Source organism: Mesorhizobium sp. M1312 (genome assembly GCF_040318115.1).
GTDB lineage: Bacteria > Pseudomonadota > Alphaproteobacteria > Rhizobiales > Rhizobiaceae > Mesorhizobium.
Genome location: NZ_JAMYLQ010000005.1, coordinates 217,101 through 231,156, shown reverse-complemented (window position 1 = coordinate 231,156; position 14,056 = coordinate 217,101). Strand labels below are relative to the sequence as shown.

The 14,056-nt window shown below is 59.5% G+C and carries 11 protein-coding genes and 1 tRNA gene; 3 read left to right on the top strand and 9 right to left on the bottom strand.

Annotated elements, in window-relative coordinates:
* Positions 1-139: 139 nt before the first annotated feature.
* The 4 genes from NKH36_RS09495 to NKH36_RS09480 all read right to left on the bottom strand — a co-directional run bounded on the left by NKH36_RS09495 (position 140) and on the right by NKH36_RS09480 (position 4,438).
* Positions 140-1,243: an ABC transporter ATP-binding protein gene (locus NKH36_RS09495; RefSeq protein ID WP_352961443.1), complete on the bottom strand. Its 1,104-nt coding sequence runs from the start codon at positions 1,241-1,243 to the stop codon at positions 140-142.
* A 7-nt stretch (positions 1,244-1,250) separates the two neighbouring features.
* On the bottom strand, positions 1,251-2,087 hold the full coding sequence (locus tag NKH36_RS09490; protein WP_352961441.1) for a carbohydrate ABC transporter permease: 837 nt from the start codon (positions 2,085-2,087) through the stop codon (positions 1,251-1,253).
* Positions 2,084-2,944: a carbohydrate ABC transporter permease gene (locus NKH36_RS09485; protein WP_095495801.1), complete on the bottom strand. Its 861-nt coding sequence runs from the start codon at positions 2,942-2,944 to the stop codon at positions 2,084-2,086. Before NKH36_RS09485 ends, NKH36_RS09490 begins: the two co-directional genes overlap by 4 nt.
* A gap of 222 nt (positions 2,945-3,166) precedes the next feature.
* Positions 3,167-4,438 (bottom strand): ABC transporter substrate-binding protein, encoded by a 1,272-nt coding sequence (locus NKH36_RS09480; RefSeq protein WP_352961439.1) that lies wholly within the window; start codon positions 4,436-4,438, stop codon positions 3,167-3,169.
* Positions 4,439-4,544: 106 nt separating this feature from the next.
* Here NKH36_RS09480 and NKH36_RS09475 point away from each other — a divergent pair, with 106 nt between their 5' ends.
* Positions 4,545-5,414 carry a helix-turn-helix domain-containing protein gene (locus NKH36_RS09475; protein WP_123148736.1) on the top strand — a complete coding sequence of 290 codons (870 nt, stop codon included), beginning with the start codon at positions 4,545-4,547 and terminating at the stop codon, positions 5,412-5,414.
* 267 nt (positions 5,415-5,681) lie between these two features.
* Here NKH36_RS09475 and NKH36_RS09470 read toward each other — a convergent pair whose 3' ends face one another.
* Together NKH36_RS09470 and NKH36_RS09465 are read right to left on the bottom strand one after the other, a co-directional pair.
* Complete coding sequence (locus NKH36_RS09470) at positions 5,682-6,038, bottom strand: hypothetical protein (RefSeq protein ID WP_352961436.1); 357 nt, start codon at positions 6,036-6,038, stop codon at positions 5,682-5,684.
* A gap of 251 nt (positions 6,039-6,289) precedes the next feature.
* Positions 6,290-7,543: a YcaO-like family protein gene (locus NKH36_RS09465; protein WP_352961434.1), complete on the bottom strand. Its 1,254-nt coding sequence runs from the start codon at positions 7,541-7,543 to the stop codon at positions 6,290-6,292.
* 74 nt (positions 7,544-7,617) lie between these two features.
* On the opposite strand from NKH36_RS09465, the gene NKH36_RS09460 reads away from it, so the two are divergent.
* Positions 7,618-10,083, top strand: a complete 2,466-nt coding sequence (locus NKH36_RS09460) for an adenylate/guanylate cyclase domain-containing protein (protein ID WP_352961432.1) — start codon at positions 7,618-7,620, stop codon at positions 10,081-10,083.
* Between the two features lie 153 nt (positions 10,084-10,236).
* Here the strand turns inward: NKH36_RS09460 and NKH36_RS09455 are convergent, their stop codons facing one another.
* The 3 genes from NKH36_RS09455 to NKH36_RS09445 all read right to left on the bottom strand — a co-directional run bounded on the left by NKH36_RS09455 (position 10,237) and on the right by NKH36_RS09445 (position 13,287).
* Entirely contained in the window at positions 10,237-10,689 is a 453-nt protein-coding gene (locus NKH36_RS09455; protein ID WP_352961430.1) for a hypothetical protein, read from the bottom strand.
* 281 nt (positions 10,690-10,970) lie between these two features.
* Positions 10,971-13,103, bottom strand: coding sequence for a choice-of-anchor X domain-containing protein (locus NKH36_RS09450; protein WP_352961428.1), 2,133 nt, complete (start codon positions 13,101-13,103; stop codon positions 10,971-10,973).
* A gap of 109 nt (positions 13,104-13,212) precedes the next feature.
* Positions 13,213-13,287: transfer RNA gene (locus tag NKH36_RS09445), tRNA-Gly, on the bottom strand.
* Between the two features lie 233 nt (positions 13,288-13,520).
* Here NKH36_RS09445 and NKH36_RS09440 point away from each other — a divergent pair.
* Positions 13,521-14,018, top strand: a complete 498-nt coding sequence (locus NKH36_RS09440) for a prolyl-tRNA synthetase associated domain-containing protein (RefSeq protein WP_352961426.1) — start codon at positions 13,521-13,523, stop codon at positions 14,016-14,018.
* Positions 14,019-14,056: the final 38 nt, after the last annotated feature.

Below are 14,056 nucleotides of genomic sequence, written 5' to 3'. Positions count from 1 at the left end.
TCAAATCTCCTTGGGGTCGCCTCGGCGTCGCGAGTTGTTAAAGAAAAATTGGCGTGTCTTTATTTTTGTGCATGTCGTTGTCCCAAACCGCTGCGCACCCTGGGTTCACGCCCGAGGGCATGCTTTTGGGCGACATGCATTAGCGAATGCGTGCACCTGACGTGTCGAAGAGAAGCGACCGGCCCGCCCTAATCGACACCACCATGTGGTCGCCATTCGCCCGCTGCCGCGATGCCTCGCGCTCGATGATCAGTTCCTCTGGTCCGGCCCCCGCACTGGCCCCGGCACTGGCATAGACGTAGCTCACCGATCCGAAGTGCTCGGCGACATCGGCCTTGACGGCGATGTCGCAATCGCCTTCGCCGGCCTCGAAGAAATGCTCCGGCCGGACGCCGAGCACGACCTCGCTGCCGACTGCAGGTGGAGCACCCGAAAGCGGCTTCCGCAGTTTGGCGCCACAATGGTTGGCGAGTTCGACGGTCGCTGTACCGTCGCGGGCCTCGACCACTTTCGCCGCCATGAAATTCATCTTCGGCGAGCCGACGAAACCGGCGACGAAGCGGTTGGTGGGGTCGTCATAAAGATCGAGCGGCGCGCCGATCTGCTCGATATTGCCGGCGTTGAGCACGACGATCCTGTCGGCCAGCGTCATCGCTTCGGTCTGGTCGTGCGTCACATAGATCATGGTGACGCCGAGCTCCTTGTGCAGGCGCGAGATCTCGACCCGCATCTGCACCCTGAGCTCGGCGTCGAGATTGCTGAGCGGCTCGTCGAACAGGAACACCTGCGGCTCGCGGACGATGGCACGGCCGATGGCGACGCGCTGGCGCTGGCCGCCCGACAATTGTCGCGGACGCCGCTTCATCAGTTCGGCGATGCGCAGGATTTCGGCGGCCCGCTTCACCCGCCGCTCGGTGTCGGCCTTCGGGTTGCCGTTCATCCTGAGCCCGAAGCTCAGATTCTGCTCGACGCTCATATGCGGATAGAGCGCGTAGGACTGGAACACCATGGCGATGCCGCGGTCGGCCGGCTCGATATTGTTCACCACTTTGCCGCCGATGGCGATCTCGCCGCCGCTGATATCCTCGAGCCCCGCGATCATCCTGAGCAGCGTGGATTTTCCGCAGCCGGAAGGGCCGACGAAGACAACGAATTCGCCGTCATTGACGTCGATGTTCGCGCCGTGAACGATCTCGAAGACGCCGAAGCGCTTGACGACATTCTTGAGTGTGACCGCTGCCATGCTGATCCTATTTAATGGCGCCGGCGGCAATGCCGGCGACGAAATGGCGCTGCAAGAGCACGAACACGACGAGCATCGGCACGGTGAGCATCACGGCGCCCGCCATGATGCCGCCCCACGACACTTTGGTGAGGCCGATCAGCGTGCCGAGCGCCACCGGCGCCGTCATCGCCCCGGGCTTGGAATTGATCAGCAGCGGCCAGAGATAGTTGTTCCAGGAGGCGAGGAACAGGATGATGGCGAGCGCCGCCAGCATCGGCCGCGCCAGCGGCAGTGCTACGAACAGGAAGATCCGCCATTCCTTGACCCCCTCGACCCGAGCGGCGTCGAACAGATCGCCCGGCATCATCGAGAAGCTCTGCCGCATGAACAGCACGCCGAGCGAATTGAAGAGCGGCGGCACGATCAGCGCCACCCAGGTGTTGGCGAGCTTGAAGTCGCGCGCCACCATGATGAATTGCGGGATCAGCACCACAGCGTAGGGAAGCGTGATGGTGCCGAGGATGATGGCGACGACCACGCCCTTGCCGAAGAACTGGTAGCGCGCCAGCGCCCAGCCGGCCATCGAGGTGAGCAGCACCGACAAGAACGTATAGGTCACCGCCACCGAGACGGAGATGCCGATGGCGCCGATGAAATTGGTGTCGCGCTGCAAATTGTTGACATTGTCGAGGAAACTGCCGTGCGGCAAAAGCTCGATGCTGGGGCTGAAGATGCCTCTGTCGGGCATGGTCGAGAAAACCGCCATCATCCACAGCGGAAACAGCCAGATCAGCGCAAGCGGCGTCAGGAAGAGATGCAGCGCGATGCTGCGCCCCAGTTTTGAAGAGGAACGCGAGCTCATTTCGGATCCCTCGTCAGCCACAGTTGCACCAGCGAGATGGCGATCGCCAGCCCGGCCATGGTGTAGGCAATGGCCGAGGCGTAGCCGAAGTTGAGCGATCGGAAGCCCTGGCGGTAAAGCAGCAGCCCGAGCGTTTCGGTGCCGCCGCCCGGTCCGCCGCGCTCGGTGATCAGGAAGGGCTCGGTGAACAGCTGCATGGTGCCGATGATCGACAGCACGGCGCAGAACACGATGATCGGCTTGAGCAGCGGCAGGGTGATGTAGAAGAACTGCTTAAGCTTGCTGACGCGGTCCAGCGTCGCCGCCTCGTAGACGTCCTGGGGGATGGACTGCAGGCCGGCGAGCAGGATGATGGCGTTGTAGCCGGCCCAGCGCCAGGTCACCGCGATCATGATGACCGCCATCGCCGGCGTGACGTTGGAAAACCAGTCGATACGGGGCAGGCCGACGCTGTTCAGCAGCTTGTTGATGATGCCGTAATCGAGATTGAACATCAGCCGGAACACCGCGGAATAGGCGACTTCACCGACCACGACCGGGGCGAAGAAGGCGAAGCGGAACAGGCCACGGGCCTTGAGCAGCGGCGAATTGAGCAGCACGGCCATCACGATTGCCAAAGTGATCATCACCGGCACCTGGATGACGAGGATGAGCAGCGTGTTTTTCAGCGCGTTGAAGAAGGCGGGGTCGCCGATCAGCCGGCCCCAGTTGAAAGTGGGCGCGAACCGCCACGGTACGGTGCGCGTTGCCTGGAAGGAGATCAGAAAGGAGCTGATGATCGGCCACAGCCAGAAGATCGAGAAGATCAGCAGGTAGGGTGCGAGGAAGCGATACGCCGTGGCGTTCTGATAGCGCATTCTTTCTCCTTCCTGTCTCTAGGTTTGCCGGCTTACTGTCGAGGTCGGCGGCGCCGCTGTCTTACCTTCTCCCCTTGTGGGAGAAGGTGGATTGGCGCGTAGCGCCAAGACGGTTGAGGGGTGCTGGACGGAGCGCTGTTGGCGCCAAGCTGGAACACCCCTCATCCGTCGCCTTCGGCGACACCTTCTCCCACAAGGGGAGAAGGGGGAGCCGCGTTCATCTCACTCTTCGACCGGCAGGCCGGTCGCCGAGGCGATCTGGCTTGCGGCATCGTCGAGCGCCGCCTTGGCATCGGGATAGCCGCCGCCCAGATATTTGGTCTGCACCGCACGGACGATGATTTCCGCGTCGCTCTGGAACGGGGTGCCGCGGCTGGGGACGACCTTGGGCAAGGTGCCGAGGATTTCCTTCCACACCGCCTGGCCACCCCAATAGGGCTGGCCTTCGGAGACATAGGGGTCATCGAGCGCCGAGATCAGTGACGGCACGAGGCCAAAACCCTTCAGCATCGCTATCTGGCCCTCATTGGTCGCAAGCGAGTATTTCAGGTAGGCGTAGGCGGCCTCCTTGTTGTTGGACACCGAGGTGATGGCGAGCGACGAACCGCCGAGATTGGCGGCGCGCGGGCCGTCGGCAGTGAGGCTCGGCATCAGATATACGCCCCATTTGCCGCTGCCGTCGGGCGACTCGGTGCGTATGGTGCCTTCATACCAGCCGCCATACATCTGGGTGGCTACGGTGCCGGCGGTGTTGTTGGTGATCTTGGTGCTCCAGTCGGCCGAGGTGATGATGCCGGCGTCCTTCATCTCCTTGATCTTGGTCATCGACGCCAAACAGGCCGGCTGATTGACGGTGATCGACTGGCCGTCGGCGGCGAAATAGGCGCAGCCCTGCTCGTTGGAGATCATGCGGAAGAATTCGGAGTCGCCGTTGAAATCGGCGTTGGTCATCGTCACACCGGGATTGGCGTCCTGGATCTTCTTGCCGGCGGCAATGAAATCGTCCCAGGTCTTGATCGAGGCGGGGTCGACGCCGGCCTTCTCATAGAAGTCGCGGCGGTAGTACATCGCCACCGGGCCCGAATCCCACGGCATCGCATAGGCTTTGTCTTCCACTTCGAGCTCGGTGCGCTTGAAATCGGGGAATTTTGACTGATCCTCCGCCGTGTAGCCCAGCGTATGGAGGTCGACGAAGCAGTCCGGGAACTGGCTCCAGTAGTTCTCGGCCTCACCGTTCTCGATCGTCACGATATCCGGCAGTCCCTCGCCGCCGGCGGCGCAGCCGGCGATCGACTTGTCGTAGGTGGGTTGGTTGCCGAGATCCTGGACGGTGACTTTGATATCGGGGAACTGCTTGTTGAAACCTTCTATGGTGGCCTTCAACGATGAAGCGGCGACGTTCCAGCTCCAGATCGTGATTTCGCCGGATTGCGCAAAGGCCGGGGCCGAGCCCAGGGCAAGCGCGAACGCGGCGCAGGTCAGTATGGTGCGCATTGAAATCCTCCCATTTCATTTGCTCTCTCATCGTGAGCGTGCCTAGACTAGGCACTGGGGAAGGCTTGTCCGCGACAAAAGGAATAAAAAATTGGCGGAAAGTAAGATGCCGGAAAGGCCGTTTTACCAGCCTGGCGCCAGCAGCGTGGAGGGTCTGCCGCTGCTGCTGCAAATGTTTCACACCCAGCCTCTGGTGATGCTCAAGCCGCACTGGCATGCCCAGGTCGAGGTGAATTTCATCGTCCGCGGCGCCGTGCACTACCGCATGGATGAGCACGAGATCTCGCTTTCTGCCGGCGACATGTGCCTGTTCTGGGGCGGCCTGCCGCACCAGATGGACGATGCGTCGGACGACGCCGTCTATGCCGGCGCGCATCTGCCGCTGGTGCACTTCTTCCGGCTGCACCTGCCCGCGGACGTCCGCAACCGGCTGATGACGGGCGCGACATTAGTGACCAATGCCACCGACCGGTCCGACAGCGACAATTTCGAGCGCTGGAACCGCTATGTCCGCTCGGGCGATCCGGGCAAAGCCGAGCACGCCGTCAACGAGCTGCTGCTGCGGCTGGAGCGGGTGCGCTTCGAACCTTACCGGCTGGTACCCGAAACCCCGATCGAGCAGGAAGCAGGCAGCCCCTTCGATCAGCAATCCCTGCGCAATGTTGGGCGCATGTGCGACTTCATCGCGGAGAATTTCCTCTACGACATCGACTGCGTTGATATCGCGGCGGCGGCCGACATCCACCCCAAATACGCCATGAGCATCTTTAAGAAATCGACCGGCATGACGCTCAACGAATATGTCAACCTGTTGCGGCTCAGCTACGCGCAGGCGCTGCTGATGCACCAGGACGCCAACGTGCTGCGCGTCGCCATGGATTCGGGCTTCGGCTCGCTCAGCGCCTTCAACAAATCGTTCCGCAAGCTGGCCGGCATGTCGCCGTCGGATTTTCGCAGAGGCGCTGGCGCCAGGTAGTTCCCAGCCAGGTCGGCCCCGGCACCAAAACGGCCACGGTTAGTGGCCAATTGAGCGCCCACGCAAAGACGCACCACCGGCCCGAAGCCGGTGGTGCTCTCTGGACAGTCTGTAGGGGCAGGACCGTTCCAGGGATCCCTAGGGATCGGGCTTAAATGTCGGCTTTTCCTGGACCCATGGCATCGGCCGAACAGATGAAGGAGCCTGCCAACTGGCTAAGAATCTCGACAGTGCGATGCGTCGCCGAGCAGCGCATGATTTGCAATATTATTCGGCTGCGTCAGGAATTTCGCCGGAGGTGTCGTCGGAAGTCTCTGCCGGATCGGCGTTTCTTGCCAGGAACTTGTCCAAGGCTGCCTGCAAGGACAAGGTGGCCTGCGCTGAGGCCGGCGTCGTTGAAACGACAGCCATTGCATGAGCAATTCCGGTCGTGGACTTATCCCTGGCCGCCGCAGACGTGGCGGCTCCGTGTCCCTGCGATCCAGCGCCAGCCGAGTTGCCGCCATTGCCGTTGCTTGCGCCGTTACCCTTGCCCTTGCCATTGCCGCCGGGTCCGGCGAGAACTGGAGACGCGACAAGGGCGAGAGCGGCGACCGTTGCGAAGAGACTGGTTCGAGTTTTCATAATTCCTCCTTCGAGCCGCCCTCCCGCCAGGATGGTTCGGCCTATGAATATGAGGACTCTCTAATGTGATGGTCCACTATTCAGCCAGTTTCGTTTAAATGCGCCTGTCCGCAAGGGACCTTGGTCCGAATTTGAAAAGCAAAGGTCTTAACTCTGTCGGGGGCGTATTCCGAGCGGCGAACAAAGCGCGGCAAAGGCTGGTGCAGATCTAAAGGTTAGACCATCCTGGTTACTTGCTCATGCTGCCAATACTAAACTAAAAGCAATGGCTGGTCGGCGGGCGAGCCGGTATCGAAGCTTAGATCGCAAGCATCGGGAGCAAAGAGACGTGCGCGTCCGAACCGTGGTTTGTAGTGACAAAGCAGGGTAGATACGGCGCGAAACACGGGAATCCCGATTTCCGCGCGGGTCATTTCGGCAAACCACAAATCGATTCCTCTATGCGCCAAGGCGTTGAGCACGTCCGATAGGTCACGTTCAACCGCTGGATGAGGTAGACTTGGCGAGACGTGTTGGATCGGGGCCATATTCAGGGGTGGCGTTTTCATAGAGGCTTTCTCTCGCCATCGCGACCAAGCGCCAGCTTCGTCGCCAAGCGCTCGTGAAGCCCCGAGCGAAATCTCCATTTGAAGCATCTCCGTCAAGGCAGCTGTCGCAGCGGACTGTAGGTTTTTGCCCGCAGCAAAGCCTAGCGAGACGTCTTTGCCTTCCGGTTCGGCAGAAGCGGCGGCAATCACCGGGATGTCGATGTCCGAGGTAATGTCGAAGAGCCAGGTTCGACGTTCGCGATCCCACAGCCAGTCAACAAGAGCATCGATGCCCGAGAGACAGGACGGATCAATTATTTGGCGCTGCCTTCTTCCATACCACCAGCGACCTGTCGCATCTCTCTCGACTAGCTCCAAGATAGCCGCCAGTTTCGCGGCGTCCGCACTCGGCCCTGCAGCGCACCCACTGCTATCGCCGATGGCGACCGCGCCCTCCTCGCCGGCCTCTTTGCGTCCTATGAAAGCAAAGTCTGCTGGTATGAACGCCCCATCCCCCCCAAATGCATCTTCAACCTTCAGCCAGTCCAGCGCGGCAGATTCATCCCTGATCGGCGGTCGCCAATCAAAGCCAATATTTTCTTTGTTCCATACACCGCGGGCGACGATCTGATGGGAACTGAAGCCGTTCAGGCTTTCAGGAGCGATTGCCGCTGACCCGATCTCGTCGACTGTAGCGGTGATCAACGGCTCATCACCCCATGAGCAGCAACTGAAGAGTTCGGCTGCCTCGCCAAGGCAACTCGCCCGGCAGTCGTCCATGCTCAATCCTCGGCCGCTCGCCAGCCTGCCAGTTTCGGGCATTGCTGAGCGCGGCGTTACCGGCATTTGCAACAAAGCATTCTTAGGGATCGCGATAGCGAAGTGAGCCGGAACATCCGTCACAGGCAGGTTAATCACATCGAACAGCTCGCCGACTCTGGCGAGCTCGCTACACCCATCTATGAAAGCAATTGCCATCAGTTCGTTGTATCGTCGACTAAACCCGCATTGGAGAGCAGAATAGCACATTCGACAGGGCATCAGCGGCGACTATGCAAGCGAGATCGGAGCGAGCGACCCTTAAATCAATCCTGTTTGCGGATCTGGCTCAATATAGCCAGCTAACCGCCGCCGACGAACTTGGAACACTGGATCTCGTTTCGCAGTGTTTCCAACTCTTCCAAACCCATTGCGAGGAATTCGGCGCCGAGTTCATTAAGACGACCGGCGACGGGGTCCTGATACTGTTCGACGGTGTATCGAACGCCATCGACTACGCCATTTTCATGCAGGGTAGCCTAGCTGACCTCCTAGACAGGAGAGCGTTTTGCAGTCGGTTCCGGATCGGATTGCATATTGGAGAGGTTCATCGCCGTGAGGGCGACGTGTTTGGCCATGCGATAAACGTGGCTGCTCGGGTGCAGGCTATGGCCGAGCCAGGCGGTGTGTGTGTGACGCAAGACGTCTATTGGGCGGCCCGCAACACCGGGCGGTGGCGGTTTCGGTTCGCCGGGCGGCCCGCTTTGAAGAACATGCCTGAGCCGCTGACGCTCTACAACGTGGTTGCCTCCAACCTTGCTGATGTCCCGGACAACGGCCATCAGCGACTGATTTCGGTCATCGATGGGCTTGGCCTTTACAGGGAAGATGGCGAAGCAATCGCATTGCGTTCTCCGAAAGCGCAGGCACTGATTGGATACCTCGCACTGTCCCGCAATTTTCAGGAGGTGCATGACCGGCTGGCTACCTTGATCTGGCCAGAACGTGGCCCGGTAGCCGCTCGGCGTGCGATGGCGAACTGCCTACAGATCGCGGACAGATCAATTGCGGGTGGCTCCGCGGCAGGAATTCTCAGACGCGGAAATATTATCGGGTTGAGCCCCTCGCGCATAACCGTCGATGTCGTCCGCATGTTGAACGATCTTGGAGAGGGCAAGATTGACGACCTGCTGCTCAAACGATCGGATTGGTCCGAGGCGATCTTATATGGCTTAGAAGACACCAGCGATCTATTCAGCGCATGGCTGAGTGTGACCAGGCACAACTGGCGTGACCACGCATTGGAGGCCTTAGAGGCCATGCTGGAACGCTTCGAGATATCCGAACCTGCAATGCGCAGGGCAGCAAATGCCCTCTTAGTACTCGAACCTAGCCATGAACGCGCTGCGCGCTGTCTCATCCGCCACCATGCGGAACTGCAGAATGTCGCCGCTGCAATGCGCGTCTATGAAAATCTGCGCGATCTTCTGCGCGAACGATATCAGTTGCTGCCTAGCATGGAAACGACGGCTCTGGCAGAGGCGCTTAAGGGTCCGGGCCCGCAATTGTTGAGCAGAGGGAAACCACCGCGGCCGAGCGGACCTGCGCCAACGCTCGCGGTCGGAAAATTCGAGACGCGAACTAAGAAAATCTCTCTTCTGGTATGGGGATTCCGCTCGGAACTAATCGTCAATTTGTCCAAATTTCGGGAGTTCACAGTCGTCGAGTTGAAGGATGGCGCGGTCGAAGGTCCCGACACGGACTATTTACTGACGGCCCAATGCGTGGACTACCAAGATGATATGCAACTGGTCGTATCGGTAAGCGATCCCAACACGAACCAGGTCATTTGGAGTGAGTCTTTTAGGTTTTCGCTCGGCGACTGGCTATCTCTGCAGAAGCAATTAGTCGGAAAGATCGCTTCAACTCTAGAGGTTTACCTTTCACATGACAGGCTGTCCCGGCAAGTCAGGGGCCTCCCGCAAAACCTCGGTGTTTATGATGCTTGGTTGCGCGGCGAGGATTTACTAACCCGCTGGACACCAGATGCCGACGACGAGGCCGAACGGCTGTTCGAAGGCGCAATCGCTGCCGACCCAAACTTTGCTCCCGCCTATGCCAGTCTGGCCAGCATCCACAATGCACGGCAATTCATCCGACCGGGAATTGCTGCCGATCCTTTCATAACGAAGCGGACAGCTGAACTGGCCCAGCGCGCTGTGGCCCTCGATCCCCTGGACGCACGCAATCATTTGGTCGTCGCCTGGTCAACAGCCATGACCCGACACTTCGAACAGTCGGAAGTGCACTACGAACTAGCCGCTGAACTCAACCCTAACAGTCCGAAGACACTGGTGTCGGCAGCCTTGGGTATGGCGTTCATGGGCCGCGTCGATCCTGCCTCGCGCCTGCTGGAGCGTGCAATGGATTTGACATCCATGTTTTTGGACTACCAGTGGTCTCACATCGCGGTAATCCGTTATTTTGCCGGAGATTTCGAAGGCGCTGTAGAGGCGGCCGACCGGTCGAGGAATGCAATCGTCGACACCGCTGGTTGGAAAACTGCCGCCCTGCGTAAGCTGGGGAGGACGGATGAAGCTCGTGCGGCGCTGATGCAATTGCACACGTCTGTTGCTGCGGCCTGGGCAGGGCCCAAGCCTCCGACGCCGAAGGAGATCTTGCGCTGGTTTGTAGAAGCCTTCCCCATCAAGCGGGACGAGGATCGGCGAGATCTGGAGCAACTATGCCAGGCAGAATGATTCTCGCAAACAATAGCGCGATCCGCGCTCACCTTTGAGACTGGTCGTTTCGTTTTAGGGACAAGTGAGGTGTTGACTGGCTCAGTGGGCCGTGGCGCGAACAATGGCCGGTGGTCCCCAAAAGCAGGTCCCGCCGGCTGATCTAAGGCCGCCTCAACGGCAGCGGGTGAGCAGCATCAATCCGAACAGGAATTTGCAGGCTTGGTCCACTTCTGGCGAGGTACCGGCCCCGTATAGCTCACTAATTGCCTTAACGTGCTCAGACAGGTAGCCAGTATCCAGCGGAGGATCGCCCGGTTCAATCTCCGGCAACACTATATTATGCTTACCGAAAGTGACGCCAGGTTTCTTTCTCCCATCAGGTACGATATCCACCTTGCAGTTGCTGCTGTCAATTTGGACGTTTGCTTCCGGATTCCTAGTAAGTTGATATATGATGTAGTTATTACCCGCGTACTGTTGGAGTAAATCAGATTTTTTCTTATCAGACTTACTATCGAAATTGGTGAAATCGTTGATCACACCGGTAGCAACATTGATGTACCCTTGCTTGCTCGGTACGTTAGCACTGATATTATTATTGTCGAATATCTTAAGCCTTGCCATTTGCTTCCTCCCCTTGAAAAAATTGGATTTCAAGTAAGTCCGAGAGCTCAAGCCGGCTCGGTCCGGTCCCACGCACACTTGAGTATTCCGAACACTGCAAAGAGGATTGCCCCGCCATACCGCGCGGCGGCGCCAATACATAAGCATGGCGTTCCCCATCCGCGGTGACAAAACTAACCATGCTAGTCCGCAGGGCGGAGGCCAACGCCCCGGCCAAACTATCATTCCAGGCACACTGCCATCAAGTGACGGCCGAGCATCACTGAAGGCGGACCGACGTCTCAGTGGACGAAAGGAGATCGCTGAAAGCCCAGGAGCCCGAAACAGGAACGGTTGAGAAGCTCCGACATGGCAGTCTCGCGCTCCGTCAAATCCTCATAGCGCCGCGTGGCGCCCCCGCTCATCGGCACGGTGACGGTCTCGCCCCGCAAAAACCCGGAGAGTTCCACAGGCTGGCCCATTTCGCGTCTGCCTTCGTTTCCGATATGGGTGAATCGGGTGCCCGTTTCACCTGCATGGCAGCCATTGCAGGTGGCGAGCGAAAACTTGCGGCGCGTCTCGGAAGGCTCGATTAGGCTGTCGAGATTCGGGGCCGACCAGAAGAAGCTCTCAAACAAGGTCTTTGCCGCGCCACCCAGGAACGGGTCGAGATCGTCCGGAAAGCGCTCCCGAACATCATGCCGGTCGTTGAGAATGTCGGCTTCGTTGATGACGAAATAGTCCAGTAGGATCCCGTTGCCATTGAACCCGTCATCCGGCGTCTGCTTCACCGGGACAACGTCGAGCAGGCCGGTCTCTTCAAGGCGGAATTCGCGCATTTGCCAACCACTGGCGAGCACATTCTCGTTGGTCCTCATCTGACTGAGCGAACTCGTATTGGGACGCTGACCCGGATTCGATCCATGATCGGTGAAGGCGCGGGTAACGGATTCGAGCGCCTCATTGTAGCCGGCAGTGCCGACGTCAAACTGGTCAAGATCTTTCCAACGTTGTTGCCATGCCTTGACCTCTATGCAGGAATTGGCAGCGATGCCGTATTCGAAGATCACTGTAAAGCTCGCTGGCGTACAGGAGCCGGTCATCAAGCCGAATACCAGCCGCCCCTCGCCGGCACTGCCGCCGGCGCCGAAACCGATACGGTCCGCAAGATCGGGCCGGTTCACTATGGCGAGAAGCCGCGCCGGGAAGTAGTCGACATCGAGCAGCCCGTTGGGGGACAATCCGCGCCACCCGTCGATGAAATGTTGCAGCTGCTGATGGCGCGCGGGGACGATCCAGCCGTTGACCTCATGAGGAAGTCGCCAACTCAACAGCCAGTGCAGTGTGAATTCCTCGGGCGTAAGGCCGGTGTCATATGCCAGCTCGCGCATCAGGTGGCCGAAGCTCCACGGCCCGCCGGGCGAGCCGGTTCCGGTGCAAGCATCGAAGCTGAGCTCGTCATCCTCGACCACGTCTTTCGCGGTAATCAGCAGCGAGCGATCACGGTCGATGGCGACGCGCGGTGCGGGCGGCGGAAACGTGGTGAAGATCGGGAAATCGAAGAGATATTCGACCTTGAATTGCTTGCGCTCCAAAGGGTCGAATCGGGAACCCGGCAGACGCTGGAACGGTGTCGTCGCGACGTTGATGTCGAGGGCCTTTGCGGCCCTCAACGGGTCCTGGAAGTCCAGCAGGCGCGCTGCCCGCTCCGCCTCCTGGCGCGCTTTCTTCAGGATTTCGGGCGTTTTGAGCTCGGCATCCCGGATCGCGTCAGCCGCGGTCACGATGTCGCGCGGCCCTCGACGGATTAGGATGTCCTGGCCTGGATCGCGCAGAACGTCGATCGTCGCCCTAAGGCCGGCGCGCAGCGTTTCGAACTCGGCCGTCGTGTCAAACTTGAAACGCGCGCTAAACACGCCGTCGCCCTTGACTCGATCCGGCCCAGCGCCATCGTCGCGAAATGTGACGGTTCCTTCCTCCATCGCCAATGAGAGCTCCGCGAGATTGGATGGGCGAGCAGTCGCTATCTCGCCCCGAACCATCCCGGAATCGTCCGTCAAAAATATGCGTAGCTCGGCGACATTGTTGGCCAGCGTTGCGGCTGAAGTATCGGAAGGCGATCCGATGTTGGTTTCCTGCGTCGGGGCGGCGACAGCCGTCGCCAGCAATAGAAGCGACGATAGGAACAGTCCCGGCCATTCCCTTAGCAGCGGCAACAACGTAGTGCTCCCGACTTGTGCCATTTTCGCTCTGCAGACTATCTGAAGATTGACCAACGCGATAGCGGCTTGTGTAATAGGCCTTAGAGCAGAACGCTTTTCTGGTAACCTGCGCACTGCTACTGGCGCATCTCGGCTTAAACCAGGAGGTCCGCGACGCGGTACTTGGCCACGCAAAGCATGATTATCTGCAAGAGGGTCGCCCTGCAGGCCCACGTGAGCATCTAATGGGCATCGTGCAGTGAGCGGCACGGCGCCGCCCGGCGCCAGACAGCAAAAAGGCCCGGATCCCCGGGCCTCTAAGCGCTTCAAATCTAAAGAAAATTGGAGCGGGTGAAGCGATTCGAACGCTCGACCCCAACCTTGGCAAGGTTGTGCTCTACCCCTGAGCTACACCCGCTCGCGCGGCTTTTTGGGCCGCAAGCCGCGCCTATATGGCTGAAGGGCGCGGCGATTGCAACAGGGAAATCGCAGGTTTTTTGGCCGCACCCGGCGACGTAAACGAGCCCTCCCTAGTGTGGATAGGAACGCAATTGGCAGCCTTGCCGCGCAACGGTCTTGTCTCGGCCGCGTCATTGGCCGTAAACGGCATGATCCAAACCGCGACAACAAGAAGGTCCCACAAGAAACAACATGCCGAAATCCGAAGCCGAGCTTTTTGCATTTCTCGCCGATCTCGGGATCGAAGTCTCGACCCTGCGTCATCCGCCGCTGTTCACGGTCGCCAATTCGCAGGCGCTGCGTGGAGAAATCGCCGGCGGGCATACCAAGAACCTGTTCCTCAAGGACAAGAAGGACAATTTCTTCCTGGTCAGCGTCGACGAGGAGGCGGTGGTCGATCTCAAGCAGATCCACCATGTGATCGGCGCCGTCGGGCGCGTTTCCTTCGGCAAGCCGGAGATGCTGATGGAGCTTCTCGGCGTCGTACCGGGTGCGGTCACGGTGTTCGGCGTGATCAACGATACGGAGCGGCGGGTCAAGGTCGTTCTCGACCAGGAGTTGATGAGCCATGCGGTCATCAATGCCCATCCGCTGACCAATGAGGCAACGACATCGATCGCCGCCGCCGACCTCGTCAAATTCGTCGAGGCAACCGGGCATGATGCTGTTATCTTGAAAGTCTCGGCATGATCGCCACATGGATGACGATAAACCGACTTCTGACTGAG

Coding starts and splice junctions, on each gene's coding strand:
- NKH36_RS09495 (WP_352961443.1), bottom strand. CDS start 1,243: ATGGCAGCGGTCACACTCAAGAATGTCGTCAAGCGCTTCGGCGTCTTC.
- NKH36_RS09490 (WP_352961441.1), bottom strand. CDS start 2,087: ATGAGCTCGCGTTCCTCTTCAAAACTGGGGCGCAGCATCGCGCTGCAT.
- NKH36_RS09485 (WP_095495801.1), bottom strand. CDS start 2,944: ATGCGCTATCAGAACGCCACGGCGTATCGCTTCCTCGCACCCTACCTG.
- NKH36_RS09480 (WP_352961439.1), bottom strand. CDS start 4,438: ATGCGCACCATACTGACCTGCGCCGCGTTCGCGCTTGCCCTGGGCTCG.
- NKH36_RS09475 (WP_123148736.1), top strand. CDS start 4,545: ATGCCGGAAAGGCCGTTTTACCAGCCTGGCGCCAGCAGCGTGGAGGGT.
- NKH36_RS09470 (WP_352961436.1), bottom strand. CDS start 6,038: ATGAAAACTCGAACCAGTCTCTTCGCAACGGTCGCCGCTCTCGCCCTT.
- NKH36_RS09465 (WP_352961434.1), bottom strand. CDS start 7,543: ATGGCAATTGCTTTCATAGATGGGTGTAGCGAGCTCGCCAGAGTCGGC.
- NKH36_RS09460 (WP_352961432.1), top strand. CDS start 7,618: ATGCAAGCGAGATCGGAGCGAGCGACCCTTAAATCAATCCTGTTTGCG.
- NKH36_RS09455 (WP_352961430.1), bottom strand. CDS start 10,689: ATGGCAAGGCTTAAGATATTCGACAATAATAATATCAGTGCTAACGTA.
- NKH36_RS09440 (WP_352961426.1), top strand. CDS start 13,521: ATGCCGAAATCCGAAGCCGAGCTTTTTGCATTTCTCGCCGATCTCGGG.